The organism is Sphingomonas sp. Leaf9 (assembly GCF_001421355.1).
GTDB lineage: Bacteria > Pseudomonadota > Alphaproteobacteria > Sphingomonadales > Sphingomonadaceae > Sphingomonas.
The window spans coordinates 730,071-747,384 of record NZ_LMKC01000002.1; the positions used below are offsets into that span (position 1 = coordinate 730,071).

At 66.7% G+C, this 17,314-nt stretch carries 14 protein-coding genes; 2 read left to right on the forward strand and 12 right to left on the reverse strand.

Translation table 11 applies throughout. The features are described from left to right. Window positions 1-8: 8 nt before the first annotated feature. The 4 genes from ASE58_RS18185 to ASE58_RS07385 are packed head-to-tail and all read right to left on the reverse strand — an operon-like array spanning window position 9 to window position 4,357. The gene (locus ASE58_RS18185; RefSeq protein ID WP_200909309.1) at window positions 9-146 is read right to left on the reverse strand and encodes a hypothetical protein; all 138 of its coding nucleotides are present in this window, start codon (window positions 144-146) and stop codon (window positions 9-11) included. 22 nt (window positions 147-168) lie between these two features. After that, a complete protein-coding gene (locus tag ASE58_RS07375; RefSeq protein WP_200909310.1) occupies window positions 169-1,179 on the reverse strand; it encodes a VWA domain-containing protein in 1,011 nt (336 codons plus the stop codon). Further along, a complete protein-coding gene (locus ASE58_RS07380; protein ID WP_235513538.1) occupies window positions 1,176-3,005 on the reverse strand; it encodes a DUF5682 family protein in 1,830 nt (609 codons plus the stop codon). Before ASE58_RS07380 ends, ASE58_RS07375 begins: the two co-directional genes overlap by 4 nt. Beyond that, window positions 2,897-4,357 carry an SWIM zinc finger family protein gene (locus tag ASE58_RS07385; RefSeq protein WP_082467756.1) on the reverse strand — a complete coding sequence of 487 codons (1,461 nt, stop codon included), beginning with the start codon at window positions 4,355-4,357 and terminating at the stop codon, window positions 2,897-2,899. Before ASE58_RS07385 ends, ASE58_RS07380 begins: the two co-directional genes overlap by 109 nt. A 329-nt stretch (window positions 4,358-4,686) precedes the next feature. Here ASE58_RS07385 and ASE58_RS07390 point away from each other — a divergent pair, with 329 nt between their 5' ends. Both ASE58_RS07390 and ASE58_RS07395 read left to right on the forward strand, forming a co-directional pair. Next, complete coding sequence (locus ASE58_RS07390) at window positions 4,687-6,483, forward strand: glycoside hydrolase family 127 protein (RefSeq protein ID WP_235513539.1); 1,797 nt, start codon at window positions 4,687-4,689, stop codon at window positions 6,481-6,483. 101 nt (window positions 6,484-6,584) lie between these two features. After that, window positions 6,585-7,529: a 3-keto-disaccharide hydrolase gene (locus ASE58_RS07395; RefSeq protein ID WP_235515901.1), complete on the forward strand. Its 945-nt coding sequence runs from the start codon at window positions 6,585-6,587 to the stop codon at window positions 7,527-7,529. A gap of 72 nt (window positions 7,530-7,601) precedes the next feature. On the opposite strand, the gene ASE58_RS07400 is transcribed toward ASE58_RS07395, so the two are convergent. The 8 genes from ASE58_RS07400 to ASE58_RS07435 all read right to left on the reverse strand — a co-directional run bounded on the left by ASE58_RS07400 (window position 7,602) and on the right by ASE58_RS07435 (window position 17,313). Continuing rightward, the gene (locus tag ASE58_RS07400; RefSeq protein ID WP_055819252.1) at window positions 7,602-8,768 is read right to left on the reverse strand and encodes an ROK family transcriptional regulator; all 1,167 of its coding nucleotides are present in this window, start codon (window positions 8,766-8,768) and stop codon (window positions 7,602-7,604) included. 45 nt (window positions 8,769-8,813) lie between these two features. Then, window positions 8,814-10,085 (reverse strand): MFS transporter, encoded by a 1,272-nt coding sequence (locus tag ASE58_RS07405; protein WP_162233514.1) that lies wholly within the window; start codon window positions 10,083-10,085, stop codon window positions 8,814-8,816. A gap of 11 nt (window positions 10,086-10,096) precedes the next feature. Next, window positions 10,097-10,807 (reverse strand): acid phosphatase, encoded by a 711-nt coding sequence (locus ASE58_RS07410; RefSeq protein WP_082467762.1) that lies wholly within the window; start codon window positions 10,805-10,807, stop codon window positions 10,097-10,099. After that, a complete protein-coding gene (locus tag ASE58_RS07415) occupies window positions 10,804-11,622 on the reverse strand; it encodes a DUF1868 domain-containing protein (protein ID WP_200909311.1) in 819 nt (272 codons plus the stop codon). The genes ASE58_RS07410 and ASE58_RS07415 overlap by 4 nt, the downstream gene beginning before the upstream one ends. Further along, on the reverse strand, window positions 11,574-14,207 hold the full coding sequence (locus tag ASE58_RS07420; protein WP_162233515.1) for a TonB-dependent receptor: 2,634 nt from the start codon (window positions 14,205-14,207) through the stop codon (window positions 11,574-11,576). Before ASE58_RS07420 ends, ASE58_RS07415 begins: the two co-directional genes overlap by 49 nt. A gap of 312 nt (window positions 14,208-14,519) precedes the next feature. After that, window positions 14,520-15,275 carry an SDR family NAD(P)-dependent oxidoreductase gene (locus ASE58_RS07425; RefSeq protein ID WP_055819267.1) on the reverse strand — a complete coding sequence of 252 codons (756 nt, stop codon included), beginning with the start codon at window positions 15,273-15,275 and terminating at the stop codon, window positions 14,520-14,522. Further along, complete coding sequence (locus ASE58_RS07430) at window positions 15,272-16,537, reverse strand: MFS transporter (protein WP_055819270.1); 1,266 nt, start codon at window positions 16,535-16,537, stop codon at window positions 15,272-15,274. The genes ASE58_RS07425 and ASE58_RS07430 overlap by 4 nt, the downstream gene beginning before the upstream one ends. After that, complete coding sequence (locus ASE58_RS07435; protein ID WP_162233516.1) at window positions 16,534-17,313, reverse strand: SMP-30/gluconolactonase/LRE family protein; 780 nt, start codon at window positions 17,311-17,313, stop codon at window positions 16,534-16,536. The genes ASE58_RS07430 and ASE58_RS07435 overlap by 4 nt, the downstream gene beginning before the upstream one ends. Window position 17,314 lies beyond the last annotated feature (1 nt).

The following is a 17,314-nucleotide window of genomic DNA, read 5'->3' on the forward strand; positions in this document are numbered from 1 at the left end:
GCGGCGGGCTATCCCTCCGCGCGCACCAGCTTGATATCGCGGTCGGCGGCCCAGCCATGCACGTCCTCGCGGCGTAGCGCGGTCGCCATCAGCTCGGGAAATTGGTCGGGGGTGCAGGCGAAGACGGGGATGCCCAGCGCCGCCACCTGCGCGGCGAGGTGCGGATCGTTAGGACGGGCGACCGGTGTCGGTCAGTGCCAGTAGCACGATGACATTGACCCCCGACACCACCAGCCGTGCCAGCCGGTCGACCAGCGCCCGCGCATCGCCGCCCTCGTACAGGTCGGTGATGAGTATCAGATGCGCCTTGCCCGGCCGCTCGATCCGATCCTCGCAATAGGCGACCGCCTGATCGATGTCGGTGCCGCCGCCCAGCTGGATACCGAACAACACCTCGACCGGATCGGCAAGCTCCTCGGTCAGGTCGACTATGGCGGTGTCGAAACAGACCAGCTTCGTTGCGACGACCGGCAGCGAGGCCATGACCGCGGCGAAGATCGAGGCATAGACCACCGAACTGGCCATCGATCCCGACTGGTCGACGCACAGGATCACCTCGTCCAGATCGACGATCCGCCGTTGCTGGCGCAGGAAGCCGATCAGGCGTTCGGGGACGATGGTGCGGTGCGCGTGCTGGTAGTGGGCGAGGTTCGCGCGGATCGTGCGCGGCCAGTCGATATCGGCGAAACGCGGGCGATGGGTCCGCCGCGCGCGGTCGAGCGCGCCCCGGATCGCGTCCGCCGTGCGAGCCTCCAGCCGTGCCATCAGCTCGGCGACAACCCTGGTGATGACGGCGCGCGCGGTGTCCTTCGTCTTTTCGGGCATGACCCCGCGCAGCGCGACCAGATCGGCGACGAGGTTCACGTCCGCCTCGACGGTGGCGAGGAATTCGGGCTCCAGCAGCATCTGGCGCAGGCCCTTGCGCTCGAACGCGTCCTTCTGAACCACCTGCACGACGCTGGCGGGGAAGAAGTCGCGGATGTCGCCCAGCCATTTGGCGACGCGCGGCGCGGACTGGCCGAGCCCGCCGCGGCCCTTCTTTTCCGGCTCGCCATCGCCGTATAGCGCGGACAGCGCCTTGCTCATGCGGCGGTCGCTGTCGGAGAGCGGGGCCGTGCCTTCGCCATCGTCCACGCCCAGCGCGAGCGTCCAGCGGCGTTCGCGTTCGTCATCGTTCATCGCGTGCCTCCCGTCATCAGCGCGAGCACGCGCGCTGCATGCGCCGGCCAGAGCGTTTCAGCGCCCGGCAGCACGGTGTACCCCCGCGCGCCCGTATCGGATCGGTCGAGCGCGGCGTCCATCAACCGCCGCCGTTCGCTGCGGTCGAGCGCGGAGAAGACACGCCGGAACAAGGGCAGGCTGGCGATGAAGGTCTCCTCGTCCAGCGTGGTCAGCCACGCATCCACTGCCTGCCGCAGCGTCGCGTCGTGGATCAGCCGATCGCCCGCGCCCTCCAGAAATCCCTCGAAGAAACCCGCCGCTTCTGCGACCGGCGTGCCCGGCGACAGCATCCGGGCCAGCAGCGTGGCGGCGTCGTCGGCGGCCAGCTTCTCCGCCTCGTACAGCAATCGCGCGGCGGTGCCCGCGATCAGTCGTGTCGCCTGATCGTCGTCGAACAGCCGGGCCAGCGCGTCGTGCCAGGTCGCGATGACTTCCGCGTCGAGCTGCGCCAGCTGGATCGCACGCTCCGCCGCCAGGATCGCAGCGCGTAACGCTCCCGCCGCCTCGGCATCCAGATTGCGCGCGGCATAGCGGAAGGTCAGCGCCGCCTGCACCACGATGCGCGGCATCAGGTCGCCGAGCGGCCGCGCGGTGCCGCTACGTGCCTCGCCATAGCGCAGGATATCGGCCATCGGCGGCAGCGCGGCGAGCAGCGACTGCGAGTCGCTGGTGAGTGCCGCGCGCCGCTCCAGCAGCGCGATGCCGGTCGTGATCGCGGCGGGCAGGTCGGCGATCATCGCGCTGCGCACCAGCGTCGCCAGCTCGCCGAGATCGGGCTCCGCTGCCATCGCTTCGGCCAGCTTTCCGGCGGCGGCGTCGGCGATGGTCGAACCGTGGACGAGGTTCTCGACCAGCCGCACCGCGAATTCCGGGTTCCAGGCGAGGACCCAGTTCTCGCGAAAGGTGCCGCGACTGCGCCCGGCGTCGGTCAGTTCGCCCCACGGCACGTCGAGCGCGTGTAGCCGGTGGAGCAGGGTCGAGCGCGCCAGCCCGCTGTCGCTGCGCAGGTCGAGCGTTAGGGTGCGCTCCAATGCCTCGGGCTTCAGCCGGGTGGCCTTTTGCTGGCGCTGCAAATCCTCCAGCAGCGGGGCGAGCGGCGTGTCGGCGGGGATGACGCCGACCGCCGATCCGACCAGCAGTTCAGCGGCGATATCGTCCCACCGCGCAGGCTCGCCATGGCACAGGCAGGCGATGGCGGCCTCGCGCAGTTCCTCGAACCCCGGATGCGGGCGCTCGCGCAGGGCGGCGAGCGCATGGCCCAGCCGCTGCGCCTCGATCACCGAGGCGGTGGAGACCATATGGCCACGATCGCGCATCACCCGTGCGATCCGGGCGAGCCAGACGGCGTCGCGGTCGCCGCGATGGCGTGTGTCCCACAGATGCGCGCACCAGCCGGGCGCGACCACGCCCGCGCCATACCCGCTCGCGCGGGCGAGGCGGGGGGCGGTCCAGGGTGCCCAGGTTGCCTTGACCTTCGCCTTGGGCCGCCCCTTCAGCAGCGCGCGATCGGCGGCCAGACTAATCTTCGCGGCCAAGGCGGGGACATGCCACGCGCCGCACACCACCGCGATCGGCCCCTCGCTGTCCTTCGCCGCGCGGGCGATCTCGATCCGCATATGCGCCTCCCGCGCCGCCTCGCGCGCGGACAAGGGACCGGCTTCGCTGCGCAGCGCGGTCATCGCCTCGGCGACGGCGGCGAAAACAGAGGTGGAGGCGGGGTTCTCCTCGATGACGTCGCTCCACCAGCTTTCGCCATCCGCATAGCCTGCCGCCGTGGCGAGTATGCCGACGGGATCAGATGCCCCGACCAGAGCGCGGCGGTGCAGGTCAGGTCGGTGCCGATAATAAGCCCCGCGGCCTCGCCCGCCAGCGGCAGCGGTGTGGTGCCGCCGTGGGGCAGCCACCACGGCGCGCCCGCTTGGTCGATGCCGACGCGGCCGGGCGGCAGCAGGACCGGGCGCTCGGCCGCCCATGGTTCGGCGAGGAACGGCGCAGTCAGCAGCTCCGCCAGCGGGGCGGCGGGGCGGGGCCAATCGCGCGGCGGGCCGTCGATCGCGCCGGCTTCTCGCCGGATCAGCAGCGCGCGCAACGGCGCGCGCGCGGGGTAGAAGAGGATGTCGCCGACAAATTGCTCGCCGGGCACGAACGCCGATCCGCGCCGCCCGGTGCTGGCGGGAAAGAAATCGAGCAGCATCGCAAAGCGCGGGCCGTCGCCCAGGTTGAGCAGCCACGTCGTCTGCGCGATCAGCCCGTCGCGGCGGGTCCGCACCTGTTCGGCCAGCACGTCCCACGTCGCCGTGACGCGCAGCGCCGCCGGTTCGTCGAGCAATGCCTCGCGCCGTTCGGCGGCGGCGACCGCGCGGCGCAGTTCGACGTCGCGGGGGGCCGCGCGAAACGCGCGGGCGAGCGTCACCAGCCGCGCCAGCTCCACCGTCGCTCCGCGCACCCGGTCGCCGGGGGGCAGCGCCCATATCCGCGCGGGCAGTTCATCGACATGCCCCGCCAGCGCCGCCGCCTTGCCATCGACCAGCCGCGCACCGATCCGGCGACAGCGCGCGGTCGCATCGTCGACGAACCCGGCAAGGCCCAGCCGAAGCTGGTCGCCGATCCATTGCTCCAGTGCCTCCAGCGCGCCGAGGATCGCACGGTCGGTGTCGTCGGCGCGTTTGGCGTTGGCGGCCTCACGCCTGACGGCGGCCCTGGGGTCTTCGGCAGGTTCCAGCTCCTGCGCGGCCTGTAGATCCTTTGCCGATGTCCTGGGCACGCCGCTTGCTGCTGCGGCGGACTGTGGCGCACCGCTGGCCGGTCGCCTGCGCCCGAGCCATTCGACTACCCAATCGGGGGTGTCGGCGGCGGGGAAGGGCAGGATGGCTTCCGCCTGCATCCACAGCAAGGCAAGGGCATGCTTGCACGGGAATTTGCGCGACGGGCAGGTGCATTTGCTGCCCAAGTCGCGCAGGTCGGCGGTCACGCGGTACGGGTGTGCGCCCGATCCGGCACACTCACCCCAGATCAGCGCGGCGTCGTGACTGGTCCCCAGTCCCGACCATTTGCCCGGCTTCGCCAGCCCCGCCGCCGCCTTGAGCGAGGACTGATCGGTGGCGAGCTGTTCCACCGCCGTCACATCGATCGCCACGCAATCCCCGACCCGTTGCTTCGGCGGCGATGATACGGCGTGCCGCCGAAAGCTCAATGCGCTTCGGATCGGCGGCGTATCATGGTCGACAGGGGCATGGCGTCGGGCGCCGTTCCGGTGGTAGCGTCCGGGCCAGAGAAGACGGCGTTGCGCCGCGTTCGGGGAGAAGATGCTTGACCCACGACCATGGCTGCGCATGCCATTCGCGCCGCGACGTCCTGAGGACCGGCGCGCTGACAGCGGGGCTGGCGCTACCGTTTCCGGTATCGGCGCACGCGGCGCAACCGGCGGTGGCGGGGCGGCCGGTGGCCCGGCTGCAGGCGTTCGACATGGCCGATGTGACGCTGGGCGAGGGGCCGTTCCTCCACGCCCAGCGCAAGACCGAGGCGTATCTCCTGTCGCTGCAACCCGATCGGATGCTGCACAATTTCCGGGTCAATGCCGGGCTGCCCCCCAAGGCCCCGGTCTATGGCGGTTGGGAATCGGAAGCGGCGTGGGACGAGATCAACTGCCATGGCCATACCCTTGGCCATTATCTGTCCGCCTGTGCGCTGGCCGGTCGCGCGACCGGCGATGCCCGCTATCGCAAGCGCATCCAATATATCGCCACCGAGCTTGCCGCCTGTCAGACGGCGGCGGGCAGCGGGCTGGTCTGCGCATTTCCCAAGGGGGCGGCGCTGATCGCGGCGCATCTGCGCGGCGAACCGATTACCGGCGTGCCGTGGTACACGCTGCACAAGGTCTATGCCGGCCTGCGCGATGCGGTGGTGCTGGCCGACAGCGCCGCCGCGCGCGCGGTGTTGTTGCGGCTGGCCGACTGGGGCGTCGCGGCCTGTCGGCCGCTGTCGGATACCGCGTTCGAAGCGATGCTGGCGACCGAACATGGCGGCATGAACGAGGTTTATGCCGATCTGTACGGCATGACCGGCAACGACGAGTATCGCACGCTGGCGCAGCGTTTCTCGCACAAGGCGGTGCTGGTGCCGCTGTCGCAGGCGCGCGACCATCTCGACGGGCTGCATGCCAATACACAGGTGCCCAAGATCGTCGGGTTCCAGCGGGTCTACGAAGCGACCGGTGACGCGGCCTATCGCGACGCGGCGGCGTTCTTCTGGCGGACGGTCGTGGACACGCGCTCGTTCGCGACCGGCGGGCATGGCGATGGCGAGCATTTCTTTGCGGTCGCCGACACGCCCGCGCATGTGTTCAGCGCGAAGGGATCGGAAACCTGCGGCCAGCACAATATGCTGAAGCTCACCCGCGCGCTGTTCCTGCACGATCCGCGCGTCGACTATGCCGATTATTACGAACGCACGCTGTATAACGGCATCCTCGCGTCGCAGGACCCCGACAGCGGCATGGCGACCTATTTCCAGGGTGCGCGGCCGGGATACATGAAGCTGTACCACACGCCCGAGGACAGCTTCTGGTGCTGCACCGGGACCGGCATGGAGAACCATGTCAAATATCGCGACTCGATTTATTTCCACGATGCGTCGGCGCTGTACGTGAACCTGTTCGTGCCGTCGGCGGTGCGCTGGCGGGCGAAGGATGCTGTGCTGACGCAAGTGACGCGCTTTCCCGAGCAGGGCACGACGACCCTCCAGTGGCGATCGAAGCGGCCGACATCGGCGACGCTCAAGCTGCGGCATCCGGGGTGGAGCCGGAGCGCGGCGGTGCTGGTCAACGGGGCGGAGGTCGCGCGGTCGGACCTGCCCGGCCGCTATCTCGATCTGACGCGGGTGTGGCGCGATGGCGATCGGGTCGAGCTGCGGATGGAGATGGCGGTCGCGGCGGTGCCGTTGCCGGCGTCGTCGACCATCGTCGCCTTCACCTATGGGCCGCTGGTGCTGGCCGGTGCGCTGGGACGCGAGGGGCTGGCCCCCGGTGTCGATATCATCGTGAGCGAACGGCGCTACGGCGAGTATAACGACACGCCCTTCACCGTGCCCCGGCTGCGCGGTGATCCGGAGGCGCTCGCGCGAAGTGTCCGCGCGACCGGCACGCCGCTCGAATTCACGATCGCTTCGGCACAGGGCGCACCGATCCGCCTGATCCCCTATCACCGGATCGCGCATGAGCGGTACGCGACCTACTGGGACGTCGCGCCGGCGGCCCCTGCCTGATCCGACCATCGACCGCGCGAATTGCATTCCCGTGATAGCGATAACACGCTACGCTGTTGCCTTAAGTCGCTGATTAGGCGGCATATGGGGAGGGAATGGATATGCGCGGCACGGTGATGCTGACGGTCTTCGCGCTGCTGGCGGGCGATGCGATGGCGCAGGAGTCGAACGAGCAGGCGCGGGCGATCGCCGGGGCGCCCGTCACGGCGCGACAGCGGCTGGAACTGGTCGACATTCCCAAACCGGTCGGCAAGGCGGTGGCGCTGTTCGACGGGCGCAGCTTCGATGGCTGGACCGCGTGGCTTGGCTATGCCGACCCCGCCATGACCTATCGCGCCGATCCGGCGATCCGGCCGATCGGGACGGGGCGCCCCACCACCGGCGATTTCGCGGTGCGCGTCGTCGATGGCGCACCGGCCCTGTGGGTGAAGGGGCAGACCTGGGGCAGCCTGGTCCACCGGGCGGACCTGCGCGACTATCACCTGCGGCTGCAGTTCAAATGGGGCGCCAGGACCTGGGCACCGCGCGAGACGCTGCCGCGCAACAACGGCCTGCTCTATCACACCCACGGCGTTCCGGGGGAGGTGTTCGGGACCTGGCGCCCCTCGGTCGAATTCGAGATCATGGGCGGATCGACCGGCATGATCGTGGCGGTCGGGGGCAAGGTTCGCGGACATACCGACGTCGCCTTCGACCCGTCGATCCTCGCGCCGCATCTCCGGTACCGGCTGGGCGGCCGGGAGGTCGACATCGTGAACGGAACGCCGACCTGGAACGTCGAGGCGGCAAGCGATGCCGAACGTCCGGTCGGGCAGTGGAACACGCTGGACCTGTATGTCGTCGGCGACCGCGCGGTGCATGTCGTCAACGGTGTTCCGGTGGCCGATGTGCGCGACCTGGCGACGATCGACGCCGACGGCGTGCGCCGCCCGCTGACGCACGGCCAGATCCAGCTGCAGTCCGAGGGGGCGGAGACATGGTTCCGCCAGATCACCGTGGAGCCGATCCGCACGCTGCCCCGCATCGTTTCGGCAAGGACGAAGTAGCGCGACGGACGACGCGGCACGTTCCCCGCCAGCCATCTGGACGAACCGGAGAGCGTTGAACCTGATCCGGAGCTAAAGGAGGCTCAGGTTGAAACACAGGGCGCTCGCGCCCAGTGCCGCAGCATCGCCATTGACCCGGGATGCGACCAGGGTGGGGAAGGCTCGATCGCGTCCGCGCACCGGTACGCTGTAGTAGGTCAGCCGCTCCGCCAACCGGTCCCCCAGTGCCGCGGGGAGACGTCCGCCGATCACGATCGCGTCGGGATCGGCGATTGCCCCGATAGCGGATATGATCGCTTCGGTCGCAGGGACGGAGCGGTTCAGCCATCGCTCGATCGCAGCGGCATTCAGATCCATCTCGTCGAGCATCTCGGCAAGGCTGTCATAGGTCAGGCCATCGTGGGCAAGCATCGATCGCAGGGAGGTCAGTGTCGGCCTGTCAGGTCGCATCGCGGGCGGCAGGAGGCCGGTGAACTCGCCCGCGTTGCCGCGAGCGCCGCGCACGAGCCGCCCGTTCTGGACGAGACCGCCCCCAAGGCCGGCATCGACGTAGAGATAGGCGAAGTCGGAATAGTCCGTGCCATGGCCGTAGAGATACTCGCCCAGCGCGGCGGCGTTGCCGTCGTTGTCCAGAATGACCTCCAGCCCCAGCGAGCGTTCGAGATCGTGCTTCAGGTCGGCAACGGCCCAGTCCTCCATCCCGAGGGGAGCATTGATCCGTTCCGGATCGCGGATGAAGAAACCGGGCAGCGCAAGGCCCAGGCCGCAGATGCGATCGGGGGGCACGTCGCCCGCTTCGACGAGCCGATCGATCAACGAGGCGATCGATTCCACCACATCCGTACGGGAGGCCCCCACCGTCGGTGCGGCTAGCGACGCGACGACGCTTCCCGACAAATGGACCAGATCGACGGTCATCATGTCCGCGCGAACCGCGACCCCGAACGCATAGGCTGCATGTGGCGCGAGTGATAACGGAAGACTGGGCTGGCCCGTCCTGCTCATCATCACCTTGTCTTCTGCGATCAGAAGACCGTCGCGCATCATCTGATCGACGAGGCGGCTGACCGTCGGGAGCGCGAGGCCGGAGCGACGCGCCAGTTCGGCCCGAGAGACAGGCGCATCCCGGCGGACCGTGCCGAGCAGTTCGCGTTCATTGGCGCTGAGGGGCCGGAACCTGTTATGGTGCCAGACCGCGTGTCCGAAACGCGGCTCCGACGAACGACCCTGGTCGGTCAATGCTTTCTCCGAACTGCGGTCATCCCTTGCTGGACGTCCTTATGTTCAAGTCCGGAACAGCTGTCCACGCCGGATGACCAACAGGCCGGTCACGACGATCACGCCGATGACCGTCGCCACCACCATCAGCGACGACACCATCTGACCATCGGTGCGATCGATCCGGGTGTCGAGGGCCGCACCGACCAGGAGAACCGCTATTCCCTGGGCGGTCTTGGCGAACGCGGTAAATCGGCCCAGCACGGCAAGGGCGTTTCCTTCGGATGCTCGGCCCGCGATGCCCGACCATAACGTGAAGAGAACTCCGCCGGAGCCGGTGCCGTAAAGCAGCGCGATGACGAGCGCGCTCAGCAAGGAGGTCCGGTCGAGCAGGATCAAGGCCGAGCTTCCGGCGAGCATGACCGCCATCGCAACGCCGAGCAGTGCAGATGCCTTCAGGCGCGAGCTGACCTTCAGCCATCCGGGTTGCGACGCTGCGCCACCGACCGCAACCAATCCCATGAAGGCGGTTGCCGACAGACGCCCGCCCATCCCGTACGATGCCAGATACGGTTCGAGCTGACCGAAGACCGTCGTTGCCAGCGTCATCACGCCCATCATCGCGGTCAAGGTCCAGACCCCTTTGAGGGGCCTGCGATCGCGGATCGGCGAACCGGCGCGCTGACGACGGACGCCAACGGAGCGCGTGAGGAACGACGCCCCGGCGATCATCAGGACAGAGAGCGCGATCACCAGAGACAGGAAGGAGGAAGCGCTCTCAGCCGGTGCCTGTCGCGCCATGATCGGGACGAAGGCGAAGGCGAGCAGAACGCGGGCGGCTCCACCTGCGACGTTTCGTGACACCGTCAGTCGACGGCGTTCAAGATCATCCGCCGCCGCAAGCGAGAGCAACGCATTCTGCGGCACGTCCACGAACGCGTAGGTGGCCCGGAAGCCGAGCAACGTCAGTACGGCGCCGGCCAGTCGAAACGGCAGGGGTAGAAAGGCGATGGCGGCGAACAGCATGAGCGCACCGGCGCTGGCGACGGCTCCCACGAGCTGAAGCCGGATTGGATCGCGACCGGCCAGGCTCGTGGTCAGCAGTCGAACGAGGGCGAGGTCCGCCAAGGCCGCGAACAGAAGGGAACCGCCAACGACCATTCCGGTGTGGAGTGGAGGCAGGCCGCACACCTCCGTCATGAAGAATGCAAAGTAGAGATCGCTCACGGTCCAGAACAGCGTCTTGCCGCCGTGCGCGAAGCCGTAGGACCAGACGGGTGTTCCCTTAGCTGAAACCGTGCCGGAGGAAGCGACTGGACTGGCACGGCATTTCTGCAAGATCACACCCCCTACCGGGCGGGGGCGAGTTCTCGACGGGCCGCCTCTACATCAGCTCTGAACCGTGCCGAACCGTGCAGTACCGCCACGATTGCTGCCGCCGCCTGTCGTCCGGCTTCCACCGCGCTTACGCTGTGCGCTCCGCAGATGACACGGCTGTTACCATATTCGTAGCCGCGCTGCAGGATGGCAGCGGCACGATCTGGACGAAGCTCGGCAAGAACCAGCGCTACGGTGGTGCCCCAACTGGTATGTCCCGAGGGATAGTCGAAGCTATGCGACAGCTGGATCTTGTCTTCGCATACCGGCCCGTCATCCCTCAGGAACGGACGTTTCCGGGCATAGACGGGTTTCACCGCGTTCACCGCCGCGGCGACGTCGGGACGCATCGCGATGAGCAGCCGGGTCAGGGCAGGGTACCGTTGCATCGTCAGCGGCATGCCGATCGCTTCGGAATAGTCGCTCAGCATCGCGGCCGTGCCCTCATCGACGTCCCCCGTCGCCATTTGCCAGCGAGCGCTGTCGACCGCAGGGCGTCCCGCCCGAAACATGGCGCGATCGCGATCCTCAAGGGGTGAGCCCGGAGCAGGCGGCGGCGGCAGGAACCGAAGAAGATCGATGCCCGGCCCCGCCAGATATCGTTCGGGTGCCGCAGCCGGTGCGGCACCGATCATGGTGACCGCGCAGATAATCGGTACCGTTCTGCGGATAATGGCCCTCATGACAGATAGAACTCCCGCTTGAACGCGAACATGTCCTTGAGAATGCAATATTCGGGATTGCCGAGTTCGATGACCGGGGATCGCAGCGCGATCATCGCCTTCCAACCTGCAAGCGATCGCCGCCAGGCGCGTTCCTCGTCCGGCGTGAGCGCGGCGAACTGATATCCCAGCGTGATGTGGAACCGGTAGCGATCATGATCCGGTTCCCGGATACCGGTCACCTCGGCCAATCGGTCGCGCAACCGCCGTAGGCGGGTTTCCATGCCCTGGTCGGCCGGTAACAGCCGGACGGTCAGGGGGGTCTCGTTCGCCGGCGGCTCGTCCATGTTGACGCGCATCCGGTACGGAGCGGCGTCCTCCCCGAGGCGAAACGTCCGCAATCGCTCGCCCAGTATCCGGTCGCATTCCTCGATCGGCGTGTCGAGCGGCATGCCCGCCGGCCAGTACGGATATCGTCGGGCCTTGTCGTTCGCACCGCCGAAGATCGTCATATGGTAACTGGACGGGGGCAGCGCGGTCATCTTGCGCGCCCAGGGTTCGCCGGGCAGCGCACGGTACACGTCGAGCAGCGCGTCGAAGGTCTGTGACCCGTTTCCCTGCTGGGGGACGTGGCAGATGATCGTATTGCCTTCGAACGGCAGCACGCTGCCATCGGCCGCAAATTTGCGACCGACGTCCGGCGGCCGGCGATCGGACGCGGCTGCTCGCGATGCCATCAGTCCCGCGAACGCCAATCCGGTTCCCTTCAATATCGTTCTCCGCGTCGTCATAGCTTCACCTTCGCGCCAACGAGGACCTGCCGCGGCAGCTTCCAAGTCGATTGGAGCAGTTCCTGATCCCGACCGTAGCGCTGCTCGATCCCCTGCTTCGTAAGGTTCAACGCGTCGAAGCTGACGGTCACGTTCGGGGTGACGTCGTAGGAAAGCTGCAGGTCCACGTTGTCGGTCGGCTGCTGGAAGCGGTTGGCGTAGAAGCCGGTGGGCGTGAAGTTGGGAAAGCGATCGTCCCACAACTGGCTCAGATGGTTCCAGGCCAGGCGACCATGGACCTGCTCCTTGTCGTACGACAGGGCCGCGTTGAAGATCCGCGCAGGCTGGTTGGGCAGGTTATTGAAAACCCGCACGGACCGGTCGGACAGTGTGATCGGGAAATAGGCCCGTCCGAACGACGCGTTCGCACTCACGCCAAAACCGTCCAGTGGCGCTGGCAGGAAGGTGAGGTCGTAGGACGCCCCGAGTTCGACGCCGTAGGCCCGCACCGTGCGGTCGGTGTTGCGCGCCTGCGTCACGAGGACGGGCACGGATACGTTGGGCAGCGTCTCCAGCGTGCCGAAGGTGAAGATGTCGTCCTTGATCCATTTATAGTATGCAGCGACCGAGATGATCCCGCGTCCGCCGTCGATGTACCAGTCATGGCCGATGTCCAGGTTGGTCGCCCGTCGTGGCTTCAGATCGGGATTGCCCGTCGTGAGCGACGGGGGATTGCTGATCGTGTTCAGCACCCCGCCACGCAGCGACGATGCACCGAAGCTCGGACGGCTGACGGTCATGCTGGCGCCAGCACGCAGCTTGCTGTTGTCGCTGGTGCTGATGACGGCCGATATCGACGGCAGGACGTTCGTGTAGCTGTTGTTTGCGGAAACCGGGGAGTAGATCCCGTTCGTCGCTTGCGTGCTGCTGGAGCCGGCTTTCGTATGTTCGACGCGCAATCCGCCTGCGACGAAGATGGCGTCGCTACGGAACTGCGCTTGCAGAAACCCGGCGGCAACGTCTTCGCGCGTCGCGTAGGTGCCACCCGCCTGTGCGGCCGCATCGATCGTTGCCGTGGCAGCGGCGCGTGCCGTTCCGAACAGGCTGTCGACTTTGGAAGGGACGATGGTCGGGATCGCAGTGTCGCAGAGGAAGCCGCACAGCGTGCCGCCTGCTGCATCGGCCAGCGTGTAGCGCAGACCGGTGTAGTTCGTCCGGGCGAGGCTCACGTCCTGTCGAATGACGGTGAAGCGAGCGCCTGCGATCGCACCGAACCCACGGTCGTCCGAGCGCGCGTTGTAACCCAGGTTCGCCTGCAGGTCGTAGCGGTCCTCGCCCAGCCGGTATCGTTCCTCACGGTGGAGCGTGGCGGGATACAGGGCCTGGTTGGCTGCGGCGGCCGCATTGACCGGGGTGAACCGCGGGACGTCGGCGCTGGTGTCATAGGCGTACTGAAGATGGGTCTGCGCAAACGCGTCGACGGTCTGTGGATTCTCGACCCGGCTACGCGACCAGCTCGCCCCGACGTCCGTACGCCAGCGATCGCTCAGCTCGGCATCGGCGCGGCCATACACGCCGGTCACGTTTCGCTGCCAGCGGTACCGCCCCAGCTGCGCGGTCTGCGTGACGTTCGACAGGGTACCGCTCGTGGCCGTCTGGTTGGACACGGTGGCCGAGGATTGCACAGCCGCGTTCAGGTCGTTGCGGAACGATCGTTCGCTCTGGTCGAAATGATAGGCGCTGAGAAAGGCCGACAGGCCGTCAGCGGGCTTCCAGTCGAAACGACCTTGGAAGCCGAGCCGTTCGCGTTCGTTCTGGTAATTATAGTAGAGCCGCTGCGAAGGGACCGCAAAGCCCGTTCCACCATAAGGCGTCATCGGTGCGCCAGCCGCCGTGTACCAGTTGCGGGTGCCGCCCGTTTCGACCTGCGGCACGTTGATCTGCCGCTTCCAGTAGGTGGCGGACAGGTAGAGGCCGAACTGACGATCCGCACCGAACCGGGTGGCGCCGGCAGCTTCGGCCTGGCCGCCGAAATGATTGCCACCGTTCTTCTTGTCATCGAGAGCCGCGCCACCCTTGACCGACGCGGTGAGCGTAGGGTCGCGGAAATCGAAGGCGCTGGCGGTCGCGAAGTTTGTCAGACCGCCGATGAAATTGGCATCGTTGGACGGCAGGGCCGATTTGATGACGTCGATGTGGGAAGCGAGGTTCGACGGGAGTACCTCCATCGAAATCTGCCGCCCGCCGGCGCTGCTCTGTCCCAGGTTTATGTCTGTCGACGCGAGGCTGAAGCCATCGATCAGCAGGTCGTTATAGGTTTGGTTGAACCCACGGACGATCACGAACCGCGGTTCGCCCTGGTACAGGAGCGTGTTGACGCCGGTGACCCGCTTCAACGCGTCTCCGGCGTTGAAGTCAGGAAGCTGACCGATTTCGCTGGCCGACACGGTGTCGATGATCTGGTCGGATGCCCGCTTGATGCGGACAGCCTTCTGGTTCGATGCGCGCACGCCCGTGACGACGATGTCGCCAGCGTCCGGCGCCGTGGCAGGCTCCTGCGCCTGTGTTTCCTGTGCCCATGCGGCCTGCACGTTCGTCATCATGAGCAGCGTCGAACCAAGCAACAGCGCCCGGCGATAGATCCGAATCATCATCCCCTCCTTATGTTTGGGAGAGACTAACTTATGGTGCGTTACTATTTCAATAGTATGACATCGGTTTTTGGTTGAGGCAGAGGAGCGGCTACGTATCAGCCGCCGTGCGGGCTGCCGCACGCTCGCGATCTGCTCTCCCGAAAGCTGCTTCCGCTGCATTCCGTCCGCCCGTTCAAAGAGGCCCGGTTTCTAGTCCCAGATGGATGACGCAACGGGGGGGGCATGTCAGAAGCGGTGAACGGTGACCGTAGGTTCTGACGGGATAAGAAACATCAGTAGGTAGGAGCTTCCTGTCGCCCCGTCGGATTCCTACAGACGCAAGCCTCCGTCGATCGCGACGACTGCGCCGTTCACGTACGCACCTGCTTCTGAGCATAGTAGCGAGACAATGCCGACGCAGTCCTCCGGCGTCCCGATGCGGCCCGCCGGTATGCGTTCGAGGACCGCCTTCTCGTATGCGGGGTCTTGCAGCCGTTGCCGGTTACGGTCCGTCAGAATGGCACCCGGGCGTACGACGTTCAGGGTCACGCTGGGGGCCGCGTCGTGGCGCGCGAGGTTCAGGATGACGCTCGTCAGCCCCGCCTTGGTCGCGTTGTAGAACAGATGGCTGGCGTTGGGCCGCTCCTCCTGAACAGATCCCATGGCGACGACACGACCCCAGCCTCGTTCGCGCATGTCCGGCAGACACACGCGCAGCATGTCCAGGCTGGCCGTCATATTGACAGCGAACTGTTTCAGGATGGCTGCCTCCGACAGATCCTCGAGCCGCTCAGGCAGTTCGAGCGATGCATTGAGGACGAGGATGTCGATCGGACCCAGTTCGACGGTTACCTGCTGCACCAGCTCCGTACCCGCATTGGGACGCGAGAGATCGGTGTCGAAGGCGATGACGGGCCAGCCTTGCTCCGTCCACGCCTGCATCACGGAAGCGCGCCGGACCGCATCGACTCCATGGCAGACGAGCGACGCCCCCCGCCGCCCAAGTTCCTCGGCGACGGCGCGACCGATGCCTGCGGTGGACCCGGTCACGAGGGCTACGCGTCCTTTCAGATCCTGTGCGGTCATTTGCCATCTCCGGCGTTCCGGGCATGCAGGAGCATCGTTGCGAACATGACGAGGCCGCTGACCGCCGCCACGATGGCGAGCAGGGTCATGCCGGCGGCGACGCCGTAATCCTGCTTCAATGCGCCCATTGCAGTGGGGGCTATGGCGGCTACCACGTAGGCGAATGCCACGATCCAGCTGGTTACCGTCGCGCGCTGCCTATCGGGTACGTGATCGAAAATCGCCGCGTACAGGTTGGCATCATAGACGCCGCGGATGAGCCCGAAGATTCCCAACGACAGGTAGACGACACTTTCGCTCCCACCGTGCCCGGACAGCCAGATCCACGGTGCGGCGAGCATCAATGCGAGTCCCATCAGCATGAGACGGCCCTTGGGACGTCGGGTAAGCCAGCGGTCGCTGGCCCAACCAGCCGCGAGCAGTCCGCCATATCCCAGCAGGTGATGGAGAAACACCGCCTCGAACCCGGCTTTCGCCAACGACAGCCCGAACCGTTCGGTCAGGATCGTCGGCATCCAGGTGAGGTATCCGACCAGAACAAACACCAGGCCGCTGAACCCTATCGCCTGCACCAGTAGCGCCGGCGTCGACAGGACCAGCCGAAGCCCGGCGAGCGAGCTTGCGAACGCGCTTTCGCCTTCGGGGGCGTGGGATCGTTCCCTGGGTGCAGGGGTGCCGAGACGCCGTACCCGCAGCGCGATGACGCCGGCCCAAGCCAAGCCGATGACACCGAACGTGACGAAGCTCATGCGCCAGCCGTACTTGTCGGCGATCCATCCGGCGAAGAGGCTGCCCAGCACCACGCCCGTGTAGTTCGCTGTCTGGTGGAGCGCGAGTGCCCTGGTTCTCGTCTGCGTGTGATGTTGAGCGATCAGGGTGTTTGCTGCCGGCGCGTATAGCGCTTCACCCATCCCGGTCGCGATGCCGCGAAAGACGAGAAGCGAAAGCAGCCCGACGGCTTGACCGGTAAGCAGCGTACCCAGGCTGAATACGAGAAGGCTGGCGATCACGACCCGTTCGCGTCGTCCGCGGTCACCCAGTACCCCGGCGACGGGTACCGCCAGGCCGAAGACTACCGAGAAGGTCGTCGCGATCAGTCCCATCTGCAGGTCGCTGAGCCCGAACTCGGACCTGATCAGGGACAGCGTGACGCCGAAGATCTGGCGATCGCCCTGGTTCAGGAAGAAGGCTACCCATAGCAGGGCAACGACTTCCCACCCTCGGATGGAGGACGCCTTGGTCTGCTGATCGTGATGCATCATAGCGTGACTCCAAGCAGGACACCCGTTGCGGTTCCGGTCACGATGAGCGGCCAGTAGCCAAGCGGATCGGTCGCGATGCCGGCGGGATGGCGATCGGGCAGGGCGATGTCGTTGATCGTGCGCGTAGCCGGATCGTAGAGCCTGATCAGTCCCGATCCGTACACGCAGGTCGCCACGGTTCCGTCGGGGAGTAGGGCGACACCATCTGCTCCGATCGGACCAGGCGTTTCGAAAAGCGGCTCCAGCCTTATCGGGGAGGTAGCGTTTCTTTCCCCGACGAGGACGCGACAGCCATATGTCTCGGCGACGTAGATCGTGCGACCATCGGGCGACAGGCAGATGCCGTTCGGGAACAACAGCCCGTCCGCGATCTTGACCGCCGCACCGGCGGAGTCCAGCCGGCAGACATAGCCGGTTGGGTCTTGTCGGGATTGGCCGGGGCAGGTGAAGAAGACGTCGCCTTCGAGGCCGAATGCAAGATCGTTCGGCGCCGCAAGCGCTTCGCCATCAATGCGGTCGAGGATCGTGTTGATCTCACTGCTCGCCGGGGTCAGTCGCCGGACGGCATTCGTGACCTGGTCACAGAACCAGACCGTTCCATCCGGGGCGTGCGCCAGTCCGTTGGGTGATCCTCCCGTCGCGTAGCGGGTTATCGCCAGATCGCGACCGATCCGGAGGATCGCGCCTGCCCGCAGCTCGCTGATCCAGACGGCGCCATCCGACGCGACCGCCGGCCCCTCTGGAAAGGAGAGGCCCCCGACGAGCGTATCGATCATC

Excerpts from the sequence above, each read along its gene's own strand:
- ASE58_RS07435 (WP_162233516.1), bottom strand. The coding sequence starts at position 17,313 with ATGATCGATACGCTCGTCGGGGGCCTCTCCTTTCCAGAGGGGCCGGCG.
- ASE58_RS07420 (WP_162233515.1), bottom strand. The coding sequence starts at position 14,207 with ATGATTCGGATCTATCGCCGGGCGCTGTTGCTTGGTTCGACGCTGCTC.
- ASE58_RS07375 (WP_200909310.1), bottom strand. The coding sequence starts at position 1,179 with ATGAACGATGACGAACGCGAACGCCGCTGGACGCTCGCGCTGGGCGTG.
- ASE58_RS07390 (WP_235513539.1), top strand. The coding sequence starts at position 4,687 with ATGGCCGATGTGACGCTGGGCGAGGGGCCGTTCCTCCACGCCCAGCGC.
- ASE58_RS07410 (WP_082467762.1), bottom strand. The coding sequence starts at position 10,807 with ATGAGGGCCATTATCCGCAGAACGGTACCGATTATCTGCGCGGTCACC.
- ASE58_RS07430 (WP_055819270.1), bottom strand. The coding sequence starts at position 16,537 with ATGATGCATCACGATCAGCAGACCAAGGCGTCCTCCATCCGAGGGTGG.
- ASE58_RS07425 (WP_055819267.1), bottom strand. The coding sequence starts at position 15,275 with ATGACCGCACAGGATCTGAAAGGACGCGTAGCCCTCGTGACCGGGTCC.
- ASE58_RS07395 (WP_235515901.1), top strand. The coding sequence starts at position 6,585 with ATGCGCGGCACGGTGATGCTGACGGTCTTCGCGCTGCTGGCGGGCGAT.